22 protein-coding genes are annotated in these 19,151 nt (G+C 50.4%); 10 read left to right on the forward strand and 12 right to left on the reverse strand.

The features are described 5' to 3' along the window. From PV02_RS05910 to comE, 3 genes are read left to right on the forward strand one after another with little or no spacing between them, the layout of a single operon-like run. Entirely contained in the window at positions 1-633 is a 633-nt protein-coding gene (locus PV02_RS05910; protein ID WP_256622455.1) for a (Fe-S)-binding protein, read from the forward strand. A 26-nt stretch (positions 634-659) separates the two neighbouring features. Then, complete coding sequence (gene comD / locus PV02_RS05915) at positions 660-1,157, forward strand: sulfopyruvate decarboxylase subunit alpha (RefSeq protein ID WP_256622456.1); 498 nt, start codon at positions 660-662, stop codon at positions 1,155-1,157. A gap of 2 nt (positions 1,158-1,159) precedes the next feature. Continuing rightward, complete coding sequence (gene comE / locus PV02_RS05920; RefSeq protein ID WP_256622457.1) at positions 1,160-1,723, forward strand: sulfopyruvate decarboxylase subunit beta; 564 nt, start codon at positions 1,160-1,162, stop codon at positions 1,721-1,723. Here comE and PV02_RS05925 read toward each other — a convergent pair. The 6 genes from PV02_RS05925 to mdh form a co-directional block, all read right to left on the reverse strand. Beyond that, a complete protein-coding gene (locus tag PV02_RS05925; RefSeq protein WP_256622458.1) occupies positions 1,692-2,975 on the reverse strand; it encodes a methanogenesis marker 16 metalloprotein in 1,284 nt (427 codons plus the stop codon). The two genes, comE and PV02_RS05925, sit on opposite strands and share 32 nt — an antisense overlap. A 74-nt stretch (positions 2,976-3,049) precedes the next feature. Then, a complete protein-coding gene (locus PV02_RS05930; RefSeq protein WP_256622459.1) occupies positions 3,050-4,183 on the reverse strand; it encodes a hypothetical protein in 1,134 nt (377 codons plus the stop codon). Between the two features lie 102 nt (positions 4,184-4,285). After that, positions 4,286-5,236, reverse strand: a complete 951-nt coding sequence (locus PV02_RS05935; protein ID WP_256622460.1) for a tyrosine--tRNA ligase — start codon at positions 5,234-5,236, stop codon at positions 4,286-4,288. A 76-nt stretch (positions 5,237-5,312) separates the two neighbouring features. Then, positions 5,313-6,041, reverse strand: coding sequence for a tRNA(His) guanylyltransferase Thg1 family protein (locus PV02_RS05940; protein WP_256622461.1), 729 nt, complete (start codon positions 6,039-6,041; stop codon positions 5,313-5,315). Positions 6,042-6,048: 7 nt separating this feature from the next. After that, positions 6,049-6,318 (reverse strand): PRC-barrel domain-containing protein, encoded by a 270-nt coding sequence (locus PV02_RS05945; protein ID WP_256622462.1) that lies wholly within the window; start codon positions 6,316-6,318, stop codon positions 6,049-6,051. A 97-nt stretch (positions 6,319-6,415) separates the two neighbouring features. Beyond that, the gene (gene mdh, locus PV02_RS05950) at positions 6,416-7,330 is read right to left on the reverse strand and encodes a malate dehydrogenase (RefSeq protein WP_256622463.1); all 915 of its coding nucleotides are present in this window, start codon (positions 7,328-7,330) and stop codon (positions 6,416-6,418) included. A 147-nt stretch (positions 7,331-7,477) separates the two neighbouring features. On the opposite strand from mdh, the gene PV02_RS05955 reads away from it, so the two are divergent. The 4 genes from PV02_RS05955 (at position 7,478) to PV02_RS05970 (ending at position 11,673) form a co-directional block, all read left to right on the forward strand. Beyond that, positions 7,478-8,233, forward strand: a complete 756-nt coding sequence (locus PV02_RS05955) for a ribonuclease H-like domain-containing protein (protein WP_256622464.1) — start codon at positions 7,478-7,480, stop codon at positions 8,231-8,233. Between the two features lies 1 nt (position 8,234). Then, positions 8,235-10,052 (forward strand): excinuclease ABC subunit UvrC, encoded by a 1,818-nt coding sequence (uvrC, locus tag PV02_RS05960; protein WP_256622465.1) that lies wholly within the window; start codon positions 8,235-8,237, stop codon positions 10,050-10,052. A 73-nt stretch (positions 10,053-10,125) separates the two neighbouring features. Next, entirely contained in the window at positions 10,126-10,860 is a 735-nt protein-coding gene (locus PV02_RS05965; RefSeq protein WP_256622466.1) for a glucose-6-phosphate isomerase family protein, read from the forward strand. Between the two features lie 60 nt (positions 10,861-10,920). Beyond that, positions 10,921-11,673, forward strand: coding sequence for a DUF128 domain-containing protein (locus PV02_RS05970; RefSeq protein ID WP_256622467.1), 753 nt, complete (start codon positions 10,921-10,923; stop codon positions 11,671-11,673). A 40-nt stretch (positions 11,674-11,713) separates the two neighbouring features. Here PV02_RS05970 and recJ read toward each other — a convergent pair whose 3' ends face one another. Continuing rightward, positions 11,714-13,096 carry a RecJ family nuclease gene (recJ, locus tag PV02_RS05975; protein WP_256622468.1) on the reverse strand — a complete coding sequence of 461 codons (1,383 nt, stop codon included), beginning with the start codon at positions 13,094-13,096 and terminating at the stop codon, positions 11,714-11,716. Between the two features lie 6 nt (positions 13,097-13,102). Then, positions 13,103-13,603, reverse strand: coding sequence for a hypothetical protein (locus PV02_RS05980; protein ID WP_256622469.1), 501 nt, complete (start codon positions 13,601-13,603; stop codon positions 13,103-13,105). A gap of 98 nt (positions 13,604-13,701) precedes the next feature. On the opposite strand from PV02_RS05980, the gene PV02_RS05985 reads away from it, so the two are divergent. Beyond that, the gene (locus tag PV02_RS05985; protein ID WP_256622470.1) at positions 13,702-13,881 is read left to right on the forward strand and encodes a hypothetical protein; all 180 of its coding nucleotides are present in this window, start codon (positions 13,702-13,704) and stop codon (positions 13,879-13,881) included. Between the two features lie 13 nt (positions 13,882-13,894). Continuing rightward, positions 13,895-14,320: a secondary thiamine-phosphate synthase enzyme YjbQ gene (locus tag PV02_RS05990; protein WP_256622471.1), complete on the forward strand. Its 426-nt coding sequence runs from the start codon at positions 13,895-13,897 to the stop codon at positions 14,318-14,320. A gap of 93 nt (positions 14,321-14,413) precedes the next feature. On the opposite strand, the gene PV02_RS05995 is transcribed toward PV02_RS05990, so the two are convergent. Continuing rightward, positions 14,414-14,815, reverse strand: coding sequence for a DUF1699 family protein (locus PV02_RS05995; RefSeq protein ID WP_256622472.1), 402 nt, complete (start codon positions 14,813-14,815; stop codon positions 14,414-14,416). A 505-nt stretch (positions 14,816-15,320) separates the two neighbouring features. Here PV02_RS05995 and PV02_RS06000 point away from each other — a divergent pair. Then, positions 15,321-16,136 (forward strand): hypothetical protein, encoded by an 816-nt coding sequence (locus tag PV02_RS06000; RefSeq protein ID WP_256622473.1) that lies wholly within the window; start codon positions 15,321-15,323, stop codon positions 16,134-16,136. Positions 16,137-16,169: 33 nt separating this feature from the next. Here PV02_RS06000 and PV02_RS06005 read toward each other — a convergent pair whose 3' ends face one another. The 3 genes from PV02_RS06005 to PV02_RS06015 all read right to left on the reverse strand — a co-directional run bounded on the left by PV02_RS06005 (position 16,170) and on the right by PV02_RS06015 (position 19,128). Next, complete coding sequence (locus PV02_RS06005; protein WP_256622474.1) at positions 16,170-16,925, reverse strand: ParA family protein; 756 nt, start codon at positions 16,923-16,925, stop codon at positions 16,170-16,172. Positions 16,926-17,040: 115 nt separating this feature from the next. Beyond that, positions 17,041-17,388, reverse strand: a complete 348-nt coding sequence (locus PV02_RS06010; protein WP_256622475.1) for a helix-turn-helix domain-containing protein — start codon at positions 17,386-17,388, stop codon at positions 17,041-17,043. A 93-nt stretch (positions 17,389-17,481) separates the two neighbouring features. Further along, positions 17,482-19,128 carry a tRNA uridine(34) 5-carboxymethylaminomethyl modification radical SAM/GNAT enzyme Elp3 gene (locus tag PV02_RS06015; protein WP_256622476.1) on the reverse strand — a complete coding sequence of 549 codons (1,647 nt, stop codon included), beginning with the start codon at positions 19,126-19,128 and terminating at the stop codon, positions 17,482-17,484. Positions 19,129-19,151: the final 23 nt, after the last annotated feature.

Here is a 19,151-nt window from a genome sequence, read left to right on the forward strand (position 1 = left end):
TTGAGCGACATCCTGTCCCTCCTCCCGGGGTATAACTGCGGAAGCTGCGGCTTCAGGCAGTGCAGGGACTTTGCGGCACAGTTGAAGGTTCCCGGAGACCTGCAGAAATGCCCCTTCCTTGAAAGGGATATGTTCAGGGAGAACCTGGGGAAACTCTCCGCGATTGTAGGTGCCGAGGCACCCGCAGAAGAAAGGATAGTAGGTGTCATCGACGGGCTCGAGGCTGATTTCATGCTGGCGCCCCTCAGGGACGAATGCTCCTGCAGGGAGTTCATCCATCCCTTTGACGGCTCGGTCGAAGTACGGGTAGGGGATTATATCCGCTACAGGCCCCTTGCATGCCCTGTGACACATTTTGCAAAGGTCATTGATATCGACCCCGGTATATACACGATACATCTGGTGGGTCCCCTGCACCGGCTGGGCAGGGAGGACTTTAAGTTCAAGGAGCTGGGCCTCTGTATGATACTTGCCTTCGAGGGCAGGGTCTCCAGGGGAAAGCTCCCGAAGGTCGGCCAGACCGTCAGGTTCGTTCCCGAGTACTGCATGATGCAGAAGGTCCACTCAGGGATGGTCGTGGGCGTAGAGGGTAAGGATATACGTATAGAGGGCATAGACCTGAAAGTATGGTGAGGGAACTATGCCATTGCAGGAAGAAAATGACTCCGTCCAAAGCAGTGTACAACGGTATTAAGGATGCAGGTATTGATCTTATAGTCAGCGTGCCCTGCATTAACCTCAGGGAGCTCATTTCCCTGGTTGACAGGGACCCTGAGATCATCCACGTGCCTGTTACACGCGAGGAGGAGGGTGTCGGGATATGCGCCGGCGCCTATATGGGTGGCAGAAGGCCTGCGATACTCATGCAGAACTCGGGCCTTGGCAATTCCATCAATGCTCTCGCTTCCCTGAACCTTCTGTACGGCATCCCGCTCGTGATGATAATGAGCCATCGCGGTGTGGAAGGCGAACCTGTCTGCGCCCAGGTTCCCATGGGTGAGCTGACTCCGAAACTGCTGGATACGCTTGGTATCCCTTATTTTATCCCGGACTCCATGGCAAATGCAGCAGAGGATGTTAAAATGGCATGGGAAAGTGCCCTTGAGGGAAAGATGCCATCGGCAGTGCTCCTGCCGATCTCTTTCTGGAGAGGATGATAATGAAACGTATGGATGCCATCAGGGAGATCTCCGGGAAGGCGGTGCAGAGCGATGCGCTTATTGTATGCAACATAGGGATACCCTGCAAGGAATTATGCAGCATACGTGACACCGACAACAATTTCTACATGCTTGGCTCCATGGGACTTGCTTCTTCCATCGGTCTTGGGCTTGCGCTCTCCCGGCCTCATAGGAAGGTCATAGTCATTGATGGAGACGGCTCGGTGCTTATGAACCTGGGCAGCCTGGCAACCATAGCCACACAGGCCCCGGAAAATTACCTGCTTGTGATAATCGATAACGGCTCTTACGGCTCAACAGGCGACCAGCCTACAGCAACTGCAAAAGGAGCGGACCTTGCACAGCTTGCAAGGGGAGCCGGTAACAGCCTTGTGTGCGAGGTTCGTGACCCCCGGCACCTGGAACAGGCTCTGCAGGATATGGATCATGGGATTCTTGTTGTGAAGGCAGAGCCCGGGAATGCTGATGTGGCCACTATCTCCATGCGCCCGGAGGATATCCTTCGCAGGTTCATGTCCGGATCGTGTCGACCATCTGACTGATCCTGAAAGAGCCGTCAAGTATCATCTGCCTGAGCTTTTCCTCGAGTTCCAGTGCTCTCTTGCGGTCCGACTGCCTCAGCACTATGGGAACCTCATGCATCTTCCCTCCGGCTTCGAATCGGATGCTCCCAAGCTCTGCGCTGAACACGCTGCCGGGGCAAGTGGTGGTGCACAGTCCGCAGTTGAAGCACTGGCGCATGTTCATTACGGGCCTGTTATCCTTGTAATGTATGGCATCCATGGGGCAGCATTTCTCAGCAGCGCACTCATCGCACCGGATACAGAGCGAGGGACTGAACTCGACAGATATGTCAGTGTTCCTCCAGCCATCTGCGTAAGTGGTGCCCCCGATGGTCACGCGTCTGTCCACATCCATTACCGGCATTGGCACATCCTTATCTGTCATGGTGATGGCATCGATGACCGACTGGCTGACAACAGGTATGGGTATCGCCCAGGAGACTATGCACTCGGGGCCGGCGGATGTGGAGAATCCTCCCATGAGCGCCGGGTCCATGTCGTGCATGTCTGCAAACCCTGTAAGATTGGGTCTCGCCGGGCTGCTGCGTGTTCCCTCTCCTATCACAAAGCCCTGTGCCCCGTTCATAAGTATCCGGGTTCCCACGCCTATTGTCTCAAGCATCGGGTCGTTCTTGAGGGGATTGATCTGTCCGCATCCCGAAAAGGTGGCTGCCCTCATATCAGGTTCGAACTCAGTAGCGTGGAATATGGTGCCGATGGGCCTGTCCGAGCAGTTCACAAAAGCGGCATAGTTCTTGAATGTGTGACGGGTTGCAAAGAGCTTTGCGTGCGGTATCGCGTCTAGGGTAACCTGGGTCTGGAAAGCATTGTTCCCTTCGGTGATGACCGAGACATCTATCGTTTTCTTCTCTGCCATCTCCCGGAAAAGATGCCCTGCACCGTATCCGGGACTCAGATGCGAGTGTGCGGTCCCGAAGACTATCAGGTCCAGCATGCCGAGACTTTCGTTGGGACAGGGTCCCACATGTGCAGGCACCCCGTTGAGGAACACCTGTGAGGCTCTCTTGAAATGGAAAGGGGCTTCCACAGGGAAGGACAGCACGGCATACGTTCCGCTCATCACTGCCCTTGTGGCAGTTGTAACCACATCCACGTCCCGGATGGAGATATTCTCACCTTTCTCTACAAGCTCGCAGATCTCCTGCGAGGTCATGACGACTGCACTGTTACTACCTATCTTCTTTCTGATATCTTCAATTGAGCGCTCCATGAATATTACCCCGTATCCACTCAGAGTGGTGTGTGAAAATAGAATAGGGGCCGGGATTTAAATATCTCTCGCTATCAGTCCAGGCCAAGGATGGTTGCCAGCTCGAGCCCTTCACTTCCGATCTCAGCAAGCCTGTCGAAGGCCTCCTGCTTTGTTATGTACTTCTCGGTGCGTGTGCCATCGGAGGATTCCACCTTGATGGTTATCTCGTTCTTGACATATCCACGCTCGAAGGATTCCCTTACGATCTCCCCGTACTGCTGGGCTATCAGCTTGAGACAGTCGAACACTTCATTGTTGCGAACGGCATCCCTTCCGTCGAGCATCACCTGTGTGAGGGTCTGGGAACGTATGAACATCTCAACATACTTACGCAGCTCGTCCATAAGATCCTCAATGCTTTCCAGCTTGACTGACTTCACGAGGGTTTCGTCGGCTGTTATGTCCGTTTCCCCGAAATTGATCTGGCAGATGCCATCATTGCAGCTGACCCTGAACTGCTGATCTTTCTTCCTTGTCTCAAAAACGGCATCAATATAACCTATGCCATCGTATTTTACTGAAGTGACCAGGTACTCGGAAACATCGATCATCTTGACCTTGTTCTCCTTATGGAGCAGGCCAGCCTTTGTCCACGCAGGCAGGAAGAGATCGCCGTACGCTTCCCTGATGGTAAGCGTATCGTGTGCATAAGTGAGTTCGGATGTATACTCCATGCCTGCGAAAGCGGCAGTCATCGTACCCCTGAGCACTCCTTCTCTCATGGATACGTGATACCTGTTCGTTGTTCCGTAGATGCCGGACCTGAAAAGGGGATTGAGGCTTGCCAGGATCTCCTTCTCTATCTTGTAGAGTCCGCTCTCGGAATCATTCCTGATGATGTCAAGTTTCTGGCTGAGGTTCTTCAGTCCCCGGGTGGAACTTGCAATGCATGCATCCATGATGGCGTTACGGCACTCCAGTATCTCCTTGTCCTTTGCTCCCCTGGAAATGTCATCCACATAGGCCTGGACATCCTTACTGAACTTATCCAGCTCTGCGATTCTCAATTCAAGGGAGGATACTTCCTCGGATTCATCCTCGCTGAGCTCGATGGCAGAATTTTCCAGAGGAATCACTTTTTTGGCAGTTCCTATGAAGTCATTCAGGTCCTGAATAAAATCCCTTTGCAGTGGTAATGCAGTTGAGTCCTGGAATGTGTATTTCATCCAAATCCCTTTTTGAAATATACTTATTTTATATATGTCCTTATTTCGATTATATATATTTCGATTTAAGGCTTTGGCCGTCCAATCAATGGAACTTCCCGTTCATATTACTGATCTTACGGTTTCCAATATCATATTCATGTAGAGTGCAGCGCCGCTTTTGAGGTCCATGGGATGGAGCTGGCCGCTTGCGTACACCTGCTCAAGTTCGCCGTAGCTTCTGCAGTGAAGGTCCCCTCCGAACTTTTCAGGACGCTTGAAGACAACTTCTTCATAGCGCGGACAGATGTGGTACCTGAACAGTTCCAGCACGGGGTTATTCTCCACCTCTCCGGCAGGACAGAAGGCCTTTTTCATCTTGGCATTGATCTGCTCCTCGGTGTCGTCAACGGATATGAAATTATCATTGGACGAGGACATCTTGTTACCATCAAATCCAAGGATTATGGGTGTATGGATGCACAGCGGGGCAGGGAATCCGATCGAGGGGAGGCCTTCCCTTGCAAGCATATGGATCTTGCGCTGGTCAATACCTCCAACCGCCACGTCAACTCCGAGCATTGCTATATCGATAGCCTGCATTATGGGGTAGACCATCTGCGATACTTTCGGGTCGTCCATCTGGCGCCCCACCTCGTCCATGCTCCTTCTGGCCCTGTTGAGTGACGTAAGGCGGGTGAGCTTGAGAACATTGAGCATGTACTCGGATGAGAGCTGGTAGTCCGATCCGTATACGAAATTCGTCTCTTTCGGGTCCAGTCCCAGGGCAATGAAGCAGCGCTTGTTATAGTCAGCGATCTCGCGGACCTGCTCAAGCGTTCCCTTCTGGTTGAGATATGCGTGGACATCTGCCAGCAGCACTGTAATCTTGAAGCCTGCTTTCTGCAGGTCCAGGAGCTTGTTAACTGTAAGCACGTGCCCCATATGGATCTTGCCGCTAGGTTCGTACCCGACATAAGCAGTAGGATGCTCTTTTGTCTCCAGGAGCTGTGTGAGCTCCTCTTCCGTTACTATTTCCTGTACGTTCCTTTTTATAAGTTCAAGTCTGTCCATAGGTTCACCGTTACAATAGTGTGCCTTATAATTGCCTATCTCTTTAAATGCTTTTTCTTACATATCAGCAGTAACCTCAGGCCCCAAGCGCATCAGCGATGAAAGCCTCCCCTTCCGGGGATCTGAACAGGGGCAATTCCCATTCCTGCCTGACCCTGCTGCGTGTGGCAAGTGTCCTTTCCTCCAGACAGGGGTTAAAGCCCTCTATCTGGTAACTCTCCCTGAGCACCATGATCCCGCGCCTCTGCCACGCAGGCACGGCTGCAATATTGGTTCCCCGCCGGAAGAGCAGTTCGTGCATCTGCTCCGATCCTTTCTTCCTGAGGGATGATGCAGCCTCCCTTTCTTCCATGCCCTCGCTAAGCAGTGCATAGTAGGCATGGGAGTTGATGCAGTTACGCCATGCTTCAGCCTGCCTCCATACAAGGTATTCCTCGATATGCTGTCCATGTACCGGTATGATCCTGGAATCAAATGAAAGAGGCTCTTCTGGCTCCAGCAGCATGGTAAGTGCGCTGCTGATATAGGACGGTATCACGGAATCAAGCTTCTCGACCCTGCCATCGAAGGCGACATTATCGAAGCAGAAGCTGATCTCATCCGAAAAGGTATAAGCAAATACGGGGCTCAGGCCACTATGCCTGAAAAACAGTTCGATCGCATCCGCCATGGCAGATGCGAACTTAAGGTCATATGGTCTCTCAAATCCCATGCGCGACAGCACATGCTTGAAATTGCGGCCGTCAATACGCACAATCACAGGCGGTATACAGTAAAGATCTGAATAGATCTCTCGCCTTTTCATAGACCGGTCATTCTTCAGGTTCTTGCTTGGCCGGTTTTCTGAACCTGTTCACGATGTTCCTTATAAGGACGATATCGCCTGTTGTGACCACCCACCTGTAGGGTATTATGACACCTTTTGAAGTGACATCGAACAGGTCACGGTTAATGGACGTAATGGCTATCCCTTTTACTGTCCTCTCATCAACATCCAGCACAAGATCGGCAACCTTGCCTACATATGTGCCTGTATCGGTGTAAATGTTCAGTCCGAAGAGTGAAGTTATGTCTGCACGCATGGTATCCCTTCTTACTTATATTTTACTTATATATCAATATTTGTATGTAAGTGCCGGGGCCTTACTTATTTCTGTTACCACCGGCCAGCATAACACCTTATATCTTTGAGATACCCTGACGCACCTCGTCGGCAGATCTCTTCAGTGCCTGCTCCTGCTCCGCGGTAAGTTCAAGCTCTATGACCTTTTCAGCTCCGCCCTTTCCTATCCTGACAGGGACACCCAGGCAAACATCCCTTAGTCCATACTCGCCATCCAGATAGACAGATGCCGGTACTATTCTTTTTGTATCCTTCAGGATAGCTTCGGTCATCATCGCAACCGCCGCGGAGGGTGCATAGAATGCGCTTCCGGTCTTGAGGTGACCTACGATCTCCGCTCCGGCATTCACCGTTCTCTGCACAAGCCGGTCGATAGTTTTCCGGTCAAGCAGCTGGGGCAGCGGTATTCCTGAGATGGTCGTGTATTCGGGCAGGGGCACCATGGAATCCCCGTGGCCTCCGAGGACCATTGCATCGACATCCTTAACGCTGCATCCGATCTCCTTTGCAATGAATGTCGCAAACCTGCTGGAATCCAGCAGCCCGCTCATACCAAAGACCCTGCCTCTTTCCTGCTGCATGTATTTGACAGCAGCATAGGTTGTAACATCAAGCGGGTTTGTAACTGCCATGACTATGGATCCGGGCGCATGTTCCCGTATATTGGCACATACTTCCCTGATGATCTTGATGTTGATAGCAAGCAGGTCGTCCCTGTCCATGCCGGGCTTCCGGGCAATGCCCGCAGTAACAATAACAATATCGGAATCGGCGATGTCCCTGTAATCGTTAGTGCCTGTAACATCCACATCGTATCCCATGACCGGCGCTGCCTGGGCGATGTCCAGTGCTTTTCCCTGAGGCAGACCCTCCACGACATCCAGCATCACAACATCCGCAATATCAAGCTCAGCAAGACGCTGCGCAGTGGTAGCTCCCACGTTTCCCGCTCCTATTATTGAGACTTTCATAAATATCACTGTTTAACTTATTATGTCAGAACCTTAAGCCTTTATCTGTGGCCGGGGTGCATTATATAAGGAATGGTGTATTTGTAAATTTCCCGGTGGAACCTTATGATTTATGACATATCAGACATAACAGGTTAAGTGAAACAAATGCTTACCAGTACATACATCCATATTCCCCGGGTCGGCGCCACGGTGGAGAAAAAGATATGGGCCAGTGGGATCAGGACCTGGGACGATTTCATGAGTAACAAGGGTGATCTTCCCATCTCCCGTTCCAAGCTAGAGCTTATTGTCCCGGGCATAGAGGAATCCCGGGAGCGGCTGCAGTCCCAGGACTACGGGTTCTTTGCCAGGTCACTTCCCGGTGCAGAGCACTGGCGTGCTTTTCCGGAGTTCCGGGACAGGGCCGCTTATGTTGACATAGAGACCACAGGCCTTTCCCCCGGCCATTCTCACATAACGGTGGTGGGCATATACGATGGTAAGGAAGCCAGGACATTCGTCAGGGGCATTGACCTGGACGACATAGTGGAAGAGTTAGAGAAATACGATTATCTTGTCACTTTCAACGGCGCAAGGTTCGACCTTCCTTTTATCAAGCGTGAGTTCCCGCAGGTTGACCTGGACAAGCTCCATGCAGACCTTATGTATCCCCTGAGGCGTATCTGTCTTTCAGGTGGACTCAAGAAGATAGAAGTGGAACTGGGTATCACCAGGAGTGAGGATGTTGCCGGCATCACCGGCTTTGATGCGGTGCGCCTGTGGCATCAGTACGAAAGGGGCGACCAGGAAGCCCTTGAACTGCTCCTTGAGTATAACCGTGCTGATATAGTTAACCTGGAGACTATAATGAACACGACCCTTCCAAGATTCATAGACAATAAGTTCGCAGACTGCAGATGATATGGTTCCTGACTTAAGCAAGATACCTGATTCTCCGGGCGTGTACCTGATGAAAGGCGCATCAGGTGACGTCATATATGTGGGCAAGGCAATATCGCTCTCCCGCAGGGTGCGTTCTTATTTTCAGGCTTCGGCGGGCCATACTCCAAAGACGAAGGTGCTTGTAAGGCAGATAGAGGACATCGAGGTGATCCTCACGGATACCGAGATCGATGCCCTCGTACTCGAGGCCAATCTCATCAAGAAGTACAGGCCCCGCTATAACGTCCGGCTGAAGGATGACAAACGCTATCCCTATGTCAAGGTCACTGTCAATGAGAGCTTCCCGCGCATCTTTCTCACCCGCAGGAGGCTGATGGATAATGCCCTCTATTTTGGCCCTTACACTAACTCCCGGGCCATACGCAGCATTGTGGAACTCATAACAGGCCTTTTCCAGCTCCGCAAATGCCGGAAGCCCATCGTTGCAGGAAAGACGAGACCCTGCCTCAATTATCATATAAAGCTCTGCACTGCCCCCTGCAGGGGTGCACCGGAGGAGAGTGAGTACAGGGAAAGGGTCATGGAGGCAGTGCGCTTCCTGAAAGGTGATACTTCCGGCCTCCTGAAACAGCTCGAGGGAAAGATGCATTCCCTTGCAGAGCAGCAGGACTACGAGTCTGCGGCGCAGGTGCGCGACCAGATCGAGGGGATAAGGTGCCTCACCCAGCAGCAGATAGCGACCTCGGGCACCGATGACAGGGACATCATTGCAGCGGTATCAGACGAGACCGTGGTCTTTCTGCAGATATTCTACGTAAGGCACGGAAGCATGGTGGGCAAGGCGGATTTCTCCCTTGTGGGAGCCGAGGGCTCGAAGGAGATCCCTGAGGCTCTTGCGACATTCGTCAAGCAGTACTATCAGGATTCACCCATACCTCCTGAGATACTTGTTCAATACGAAGTGCCTGAGAAGGAGCTTATCATGACCTGGCTCAGCGGCAGGTCCGGAAGGGATGTAAAACTGCACGTACCCCAGAAAGGCGACAAGAGGAAGATGCTTGACATGGCTGTCCGTAACGCAGAGATGGCCATGCGGGTGGCTGAGCTGCACAAGGGTCCGGCCGAAGCAGCGCAGCTTGCGCTTACACAGCTGCAGGAGGTCCTGTCCCTTGAAAAGGTGCCGCAGCGCATAGAAGGCTTTGATATATCCAACATATCGGGAACCAATGCTGTCGGGTCCATGGTTGTCTTCGAGAACGGGCTACCTGCCAACAGCAAGTACAGGCAGCATAACATCAGGACCGTGAAGGGCATAGATGATTTTGCCATGATGGCCGAAGTGGTCACCCGCAGGTATTCGCGTCTCATGAGGGAGAATCTGCCCATGCCGGATCTGATACTCATAGACGGGGGCCCGGGCCAGGTAGGGGCGGCAAAATCCTCGCTGGACTCCCTGGGGCTTGACATCCCGCTCATTGGTCTTGCAAAGCGTTTCGAGCATATAATAACACCGAAAAAAGGCCCCGGAGAGGTGATCATACTTCCGAAGGCCTCTCCTGCGCTAAAGCTCCTTATGCACATCAGGGATGAGGCTCATCGTTTTGCCGTGACGTCCCATCGCCGCCGGAGGTCTGCAACCCTCACGCACTCCGAACTTGACGCGATACCGGGTATCGGTCCCGGCAAGAAAAGGCTGCTTCTGGAACATTTCGGTTCGGTGGATAATATAAGGTCGGCATCAGCTGAATCCCTGGCTGAGGTCAAAGGGATAAACAGGAAAACCGCTGAGCGTATCCTTCAGCATCTCGGGGCGAATGCTGAAAGTACCCAAAATTAAAATATATTGGGCTCCTACTTCCCTCTAGGAAGTTTGAAAGTTAACCGGTTTGTGGTTGAAGGGCGAGTTTATCATGGGAAACGAACTTGATTTTTACGGCAACATCAGGTCTCCTGATGTAAGGATGCTTTATGATATGGATGAGGTTCTCTTTGACAGGGAGTGGCTCCGGTCTGCAGAGAACATGGAGCTGTACTACATGTACAGGAACCTGTACCGGAGCAGCTCCGAGCATGAGATCATCAGCAAGCATAACCTTAGTTATGACATCACGGTGATACCTCCCAGAATGCTGGGCAGGGAGTATGTCAAGACCGCAGGACATTACCATCCGCATGTTCCCGGGACAGAGCTCTCCTACACCGAGGTCTACCAGGTGCTTGAAGGCAAGGCCACCTACCTGCTGCAGAAACAAGAGGATGACAGGATAACGGATGTGATGGTGTACAATGCTGAGGAAGGGGATTGCGTGCTCATACCTCCCGGCTACGGGCACATCACGATCAATGCCACCGGAGAGGCCCTGAAGATGGCAAACTGGGTGTGCCGTGACTTCTCATCCATCTATGGTACCATCAGGGAACTTTCGGGCGGAGCCTACTATCTGCTCGTGGACGGCTTCGTTAAGAATAACCATTATCAGGATGTTCCTCCCATCAGGTTCATGGATGTTGTCGACTATCCTGAACTGGGGCTGGTCTCAGGAACGGATATGTACGAGCTTGTCAATGATATCTCCCGACTGGGATTCCTGGAAAGGCCGCAGGACTATGCGGAAGTCTTTGAGAGGGCTGTAAAAGGGAAGTAACGTTTTTATTGTACTAACATATAAATGGTCCCAGCTACTAGAGCGGTTAGAGGTGTGTCGTTGCAGAAAAAGAGCCGTATACAGTTTACTTCTGTCAAGATCGAGGATCTGATGTTCAGGACTACCTTTGACCCCAGGACCCGGGAGGGAGATCTCATAGTCAACCTCTCCCTGATCAACAGCAAGGATTACGATGATGTCATCAAGATCTTCAGTATGGCAATGAACAGCGGTCTTACTGTGAGCCCCATGATAAAGGTCCTTCATGAAGGTGACAAGTTCGGTGAGATGACCATCGGGAAAGACGAGGTTGGCTTTGCCACAGTGTGCAGCATAACCATCGACGGCGTTCTTCTCAAAGCCGGCGTGATGATAAAGCCCAAGTTCGGCGGTCTGGTTGAGATAAGGGATGGTCTTCCGGTACGCTTCACCAATGTCCTCACATACCAGAGCACCACAATCGATCCCCTGGAAGTGCTTATGTCGCAGGAGCTCACATCCGTTATGGAAATGCTCAGGACAGGCACCGGCAAGATCCTTGCGAACTTAAGGGAAGCTCCCATGATCGCAAGGGATATCATCGACAGCACACTGTCCGACATGGTGGATGCAGGCATAACAGGCATCCTTGAGGTAGGAGAACCCAATACCAGGATACTGGATGTTCCAGTCGAGAGGGACCATCTGGGCATAGTGGTGATCGGCGGCACCAACCCGATGGCTATTGTCCAGGAGCATGGCATTCCCATAAGGACCAATGCAATGTCCACCCTGATGAGCTTCAGTGAGATGAAGCACATACGGGAATTGTAATCCCGGCAGCACAATGGTTTTTGCAGTGCGCCTTTAACACCTATGCACAGGATGATATCTGCGCTGCTATCAGCTCATTCAGGCGCTCGATGAACTCCTGCTTCTTACCGAAAGGCACCGTTGCTCCTGCGGCAATGTCATGCCCTCCTCCAGCGCCTCCGATTTCCTGGCACGCCCTGCTTATGGCATCTGAAAGGTTAAGTCCCCTGTTGACAAGCTCCTGCGTACCTCTTGCTGAGACCTTGTGCCCGTCCTCTTTATCCGCAAAGGCAACGATCGGGAGGTAACGGTTACTGGATGCATGGCTCATGCCTGCAACTATCCCTACGATGGTCTCGGGTATGGCGCTGCCTGCATCAAAGTACTGGAGGTGGGATAATTGTATGACCCCGTTCTCTTTAACGAAGTTGAGCCCGTCAACAAGGTTCTTGCGGTGCTCGTTCAGGAGTCTCTTTGAATCCTCATATGCTTCCTCCCGGTCACCCATGCAAACCGCCATTCCTATCTCTGCCTTCATGTAGCGTCCGGTTGCATTCAGGAGGGTGGCGTACTCACTGGCATCCCTCATCTCTGTTCCTTCTTTCTCGTGCAGGAGTATGTAGCACTCGCCGACCAGCCTGTTGACGCTGTAGGACGAGAGGCCGTTCTGCACCGAATACTGCAGAAGGGACGAGGTCACCTTTATGCGTTCCTCGTCTGTAAGGTCTATCCACCTGCGCCACCGCTCTTCCTCAGCACAGCGGAATCCTATCCTCTTAAGGAACTCTATGCATGCGTCCTCATTGCCTGTAAGCCCGGGAAGGTAGGGATCGGATGAATACTGCAGCATCTTATACACCGGCCTTGTCTGCTTACCGAAAAGGGATATGTCTGTCTTTGCAGTGATAATCTCAGGGCTAGCCTCAAGTATCTCGCGGTTGAGGCTCACCAGTTTCCCGAATTTGCGATACTGCATATCTCCTATGCACCCAACGATGGCAAGGTCTGCAAGGTCCCTGTTGTTCCCGAGCTGTTCCGCAAGCAGGAAAGCAGTTCCTGAGCCGCTGATCTCAAAGGACCCGTTTGCCCCGAAGAGGTGGGGATTAAGGTGCAGTTCGGTATCTCCTTGGGGGCGGTGGTGGTCCGCGATCACCGCGTGCAGTCCATAGCTGCTGATATGCTCGATCTGCCCGCTGCCAAGGTCCGTGAATATGATAAGTTCCGGGTTGCTGTCTGCCAGTTCACTGACGATGGTTTCATCCAGCTGTTTCACAAAAAGCATCTCGTATTCTATCCCTGCCCTTTCCATTGCCCTGGCAGTGATGGCGGCAGAACTGATCCCGTCTGCATCAATATGCGATACAAGCCGGACCTCTTTATGTTTTCTTATCTCCTCTGCGCATCTTCTGGCACGCTGAGTCATCTGTAGCATAGTTTCAGACATTTTTCCTCATACTAATATCCTTGGACCCCTCTTCCACCCCTGGGGATCGATGACATACTTATTTCCTGTTCTTTCGATCCTGCAGAACTCCTGGATCTCCCCTATAGTGAACTTGGTGGCATCATCCTGGTGGAATCTTTCTTGAAGCACGTTCCAGGGTATAATGTACGCTTCCCTGGAGTGCCCGACTCCCATCTTCAGTTCCACTGCAAGGAATCCTGTCCTGCCGGAACGCTTCAGGAAATCCGATATCCTGTCTATCTGGTGGGAGCCGTTCTTATCGGTTGTGAAATGCTGGGTAAAATACAGTGCCTTTGCACCCTTGTCGACCGAAATGCTCTTGCATTCGATACCCAGGTAGTAGTCAGGATCGAGCGAGTCCACAAGCACGTCAAGGAACTGCGGGGTGAACCTGTGCTGCTTCAGGCGGTGAGCGATACCTTTGATGTCCTTTTCCTGAAAAAACGTGTTAAACGACTGAACAAGTACTCTCTCGAACTCTGTCATGCAAGACCAGCTTTTTTAGGGATAAGATGAGCCTCATAATTTAAAACACTATGTCCCTGCGTTAACTTGATGTACTTTATCCTTTAATTATTCAGGCGATGAATAAGAGAAACATGGAAATCATATCCTCAGTAGGTTCTGTGGCTTTGCTGGCAGCACTTTTCATTCTGGTCCACCAGAACATGCCGCAGTCACAGGAATATGGCTTTGTTGCCTCGCTGGTGGCCTTTATTATCGTTGTGTCCCTGGTGGGTCTCAAACTGACAAGAATGGAATGACTCGTGGGATGTAATGGTAGTATTCACCGGTTATCTGGACTTTGATACAAAAGGTGACACTGATATCATAGATGTGACTTCCCCTGTCACAGGCATCGTTGCCTCATCCGGAATAAAGGATGGGATCGTGCTTGTCTTTGCACCGGGCTCCACAGCTGCGATCACTACCATTGAGTATGAGCCCGGTCTTGTCTTTGACCTGCGTGAGGCCTTGGAACGCCTGGTTCCCGGGGATATGTATTACAAGCATCATGAGAGATGGCACGACGGTAACGGACATTCCCACATACGTGCTTCACTGATTGGGCAGAGCAGGTCCTTCCCTGTTGTAAACGGGGATATCATGCTCGGTACGTGGCAGCAGATAATATTCATTGACCTGGACAATCGGCCGCGTTCAAGACGGGTGCTTGTCCAGGTATGCGGAGAAACAGTATAACTCCCGGGGAACTTGAGAATAGAACTGAAGCGTGGAGGAGCCTGATTCAGGGAATCAGGATCTCTTTCCAATCCTCGTATTAGTATTTTTATATCAGTTGTTCTGCTTGACAAGGAACTTGACAAAGTCGGGGCTAAGTCTTGTTTCCCTGACCATCTTATCCTCTATCTCATCATCTGAAAGACCATCTGCCCTGTACTGGTCAATACGGTCGTAGACGCTCTGTGAAACCTCGGAGTACTCGTTGATGTCCTTCCTGTGTCCCCAGACATCGCCCTCAAGAAGGTCGATTCCCTGCATTTCGAGGTACATCCTGGCTGAGTTTGAGATCGTCCTCTTGTATGAGCTTGGGATGTGCAATGCCTTTACATTGGGGCATTTCATGACAAGGGAGAAAATATCCGTGTTTGAAGGCCTGAATGCAAGGTGTACTATTTCCTCATTTGGTCCAAGGGTATTAATTTCGTCTTTTGAACTTACAACTCTTATTTTCATGTTTTCTCACCATATTTATTTTTCATTGTTAGATGTTCAAATACGCGCCCACTATTTTGCCAATACCGGTGCAGTACTTTACTCAGTAATAAATTAGTGTATATACAAAGTTTTATTTAAACGTTGCTAAGTATATAACATTATAGTCATAGTATAAATTAGTTCAATCGTATAACTTATAAGAAAGATACTAATGTTGATTGGTACGAATCATCCGCATCAGCCTTATGATGCTGTTTTAGACGTCCCTCACTGTCAATATCCCTTTCATATGCATGTATTCTTATGTTGTACCTTAAGATATGTGCGAAGTAATTGCATCTTTATTTCTCTTTCTTTTCAAGCTTTGCTAAGTTTGTCTCAAATATAATAAAAGGTGGTGCATACAAATATCTTAGTGTGTATTTAACTCTTACCATTATTGATATGATTGCATACGATAATTTGCGCACAAAAAAATTCCAAGTAAACCTATTTATAAATATAAAAGCATCTGCTCTTTTGTATGCTGCCGAATGGAGTAAAGTTATGGCCCAAAGCAAATATCAAGTTTACATACCTGATATTTGGTATAGTTCTCACTTACTTCTCAAGTTATCTACCGGACCTGGCAGGCGTTGTAGGAATAGAAGGAACAAGGATAAGTTCCATAGTTGCTTTTGGCTCATTGAACGGCATGCTTTTCGGCCCTTTCTGGGGTGCTCTTGTATCAGGCACCGGGATGTTCATGCATGAGCTCAATACTCCGGGTTACATAAGCAAGAACGCTTTCAAAATGCTTTCTCCTTTCTTCATAATGTTATGCTCCGTTGTTTCAGGCATGATTATGCAAAGGCAGCAGCGGGTGGTTGTCAGTATCTATGGAGCTTTGTTATTGCTGTGGTTATCCCAGGGTGTCGGCAGGGAGGCCTACTACTACCCTTGGTTCCATCTGGTCGCACTCATGGCATTTCTGGTTATTGGCAGGTATCTTACTCAATCAGTACACTCGAAAATATACCTGTTCATCTATTTGTTCTTTGCAGCTCTTTTAGGCGTCCTTTCGGACCATCTGGCAGGCTCCATTGCATATTCCTACATATACGCCATTCCTGCATCTGCATATTCCTCTGTCCTGATGCTATATCCGATAGAACGCACCATGCTTGCTATGGCTGCTGCATTCACAGCATTCTTCTTCCTGTCCATCTATAAGGACATAGTCCTGTGTTCTGAAAATCTGGAGGATGACGTTGACAGGCTCAGATCAAAAGATCTGGAAGAATATCTTTACTGTGATGTAGTAAGGATAATTGAGAATGAAGAACAGAAGGGCCGCTGAAGGATATTGTACCGAAGGATTGTGCGTTATATATCACAGGATACTTTCCAGCTTATCCTTTATGTCACAGATAGCCCGTGAGAACTCGTGTTCACGGTCTGAAAGTACAAATATCTCGCCGCTCCTTTTTGCGATGTCGCATATACAGGGTATTGCTGCGATCACAGGAAAGCCGTAGCGCATCCCATCAAGCGTATCCTCGTCAAGAGAACAATGGTGCATGTTGTCAACTATTGCACATTTCTTATTGAGTGACTTATATACTCCGTTGACCAGCTGCTCGGTGCACTCGGAACAGGCCTTCGTAGAACTGTGCACTATCAGGACAAGATCGGAGGCTGCGACGGCATTGATCGACTCGTATTCCACGCCGGGGCCAGTATCAAGTATGATCACTTCCGTGCCACTCCTGATAAGCTCCTTTTTGCCTGCGATTATATTTTTCAGTGCATTGGACTGCCATTTTCTGTCTTTGCTTGCAAGCTCACGTATCTCGGATATGTCTGCCTTGGAATAGGCCACTGAGACCTTTCCTGCCATCCCGAGACCGGCCCCTGTATCCATCACCACTTCGTTTATTCCTTTCCTTCCTGAAAGCAGGTCATTGACCCAGAAAGACACTCCTGATGAACCGTTATCAAAAAAAGTGCGTAATGACGGTCCCCTTAGATCCATATCCAGCAGGCATACTTTCCTGCCGTCAAGAGCATAAGCTATGGCGAGGTTTACTGCGATACTGGTCTTCCCAGTGCCGCCCTTTGCGGAGTGTACTGCAATCGTGAACGCCATCTTATGTCATCTCCTGCGCAGTCTAGAGCAATTTGGCTCTTTTATAAGAAATACTTTTCCTTTTAATTCGCGCTGTTCTCATATAAAAGAGGATATGGAGAGAACAGTCCTCTTATCAACATAACTTACTGTTGATATGGAAATATACTTTTCTTCCTTCTCTGTACTTCTCGACGTGTTCCATTCTGACAAGCTGGTTGAGGTAATTGCTCTCAACAGCCCTTTCCTTACGGGTCACCTCTGCAATATCCTCTGCAGTCGCCGGCCCTATCTCAAAGAGGGTGGTTGCTGTAGTACGCAGGTGGTCAGGCAGGGAAAGAAGCATCATCACGTCCAGTGAGTCACTCGAATGTACTTTCTCGTTCAGGGAAGCCGTGTTTCCATTCTGTATTATTTTATCCAGTTTGGCATTTATCTCTTTAAGGTTATGAAGTATCTCCTCGATCATCTCTTTTTCAATCATTTACCTTACCTTTTGTTTTTATCTGGCATTTTACATAATGCTGATTATATCATAGGCATAACATTTAACCGAAATAAATGTTTTCACTACGGCTTAGTCAAGTTTCCTTGACATGTATACACCATCAGTTTCATAGCCCAGTTTCCTGTAATAGCCTCTTACTCCTATGCCGCTGAGGATAGCCAGTTTGCTGTAACCTGAATCGGAAGCTATCTCCTCTGCACGGGCAACCAGTTCCCGGCCATATCCCCTGTGCTGCCAGTCGCACTTTCCGGCCTTCTCACCAACCGAGACCATGGAGCCATATACATGCAGTTCCCTTCCCAGGGCAGCATTGACAAGCTCCTCCCGGTGCGGTGCATTAGGGAAGCGCAGTCTCATAAAACCTATAAGTATGTCCTGGACAGTGTCCTCAAAGGCAATGAAATGCTCCGTTCCTCCGCAGCATCCGTAACTCTCAACGGTGATCCCGATATTTTCGCTGTCCGGCTCTTTTCCTCTGAGCATATTGTGTCCTACCTCACGACATCTGATGCAGTGGCATCTGCCCCCGTGCTGTTCAAGATGATCCTGTGCAAGCTGCCTTACATTGCTTTTACGGACCCCGGCCAGTATCTGGGGGGCCGGTATGTCCCTCTGGATACGCTGCAGGCGCACCCATTTGGGTATGAGCGACTTGATACGGGCCAGAAGCTCTGCAGCCTCCTCATCGGTAATGGGGCTATATTCACCTTGCTCCCATATTCTGTGCAGTTCCGTGCCTTCTGTGACAAGCGTAGGGTATATTTTGAGATAGTCAGGCATGAACCCCGGCTCAGAGAAAAGCCTCTCGAAGTTCCTGATCTCCCTCTCTTCATCCATTCCCGGAAGTCCTGGCATCATATGGAAACCCACCTTCAGGCCGCTGTCCCTGAGCAGCCTGTTGGCCTCAATGCTGTCTGCAACAGTATGCCCCCTGCGCATCCGGGAGAGTACGAAGTCATAGGTGCTCTGTACGCCTATCTCTACCTTTGTGGCCCCAAGCTCAAGCATCCTGTCGATATGTCCAGGCTTTGCCCAGTCGGGCCTGGTCTCAAAAGTGATTCCCGTGTTCCTTACCTCGGCAGTCTCGTTAGCCCTGTGCACATCTTCCAGGGTCACGTAAGGACAGGCCTCTCCGATAGCGTTTACCTTCCCGCGCCACTCAGTGCCATAAAAATCGTTCATTGCCTCGATACATCGCTTTGCATACCATTCCTGGTAGTCTATGGATCTTGCAGAGAACGTGCCTCCCATCACTATAAGCTCGGCCTTCTTGATCTCGTGCCCGATCTCCTTTAGCTGCTCAAGCCTGGATGTTACTATTCTGTAAGGATCATAATCATGCTGGATGGCGCGCATAGTGGAAGGCTCCCTGCCCATATAGCTCTGGGGAGAGTTGAACTGCGAATCAGGTCCCCCCGGACAGGGTACGCATATCCCGTGAGGACATGGGGCAGGGGATGTCATGGCTGCGATGACCGCAACCCCGGAAATGGTACGCACCGGCTTACGTTGCAGCAGATCCCTTACTTTCCTCTGTTCCTCCTCGTTGCCTGCCATGATGATGTCAGCATTCTTGGGAAGGCTGGCAAGCCTGCAGCTCTTCGCCATTTTCTTCTTTGCCTGGTTCAGCTGGCGCAGGTCCGTGATCTCCCCGCTGATGACCATCTCAAGGATGTCCCGGCACGCCTTATTAAAATCACTATGTTCCGCAGTCATTTATTGCAAGTGGTCTTCTCTGT

Source organism: Methanolobus chelungpuianus (genome assembly GCF_024500045.1).
GTDB lineage: Archaea > Halobacteriota > Methanosarcinia > Methanosarcinales > Methanosarcinaceae > Methanolobus > Methanolobus chelungpuianus.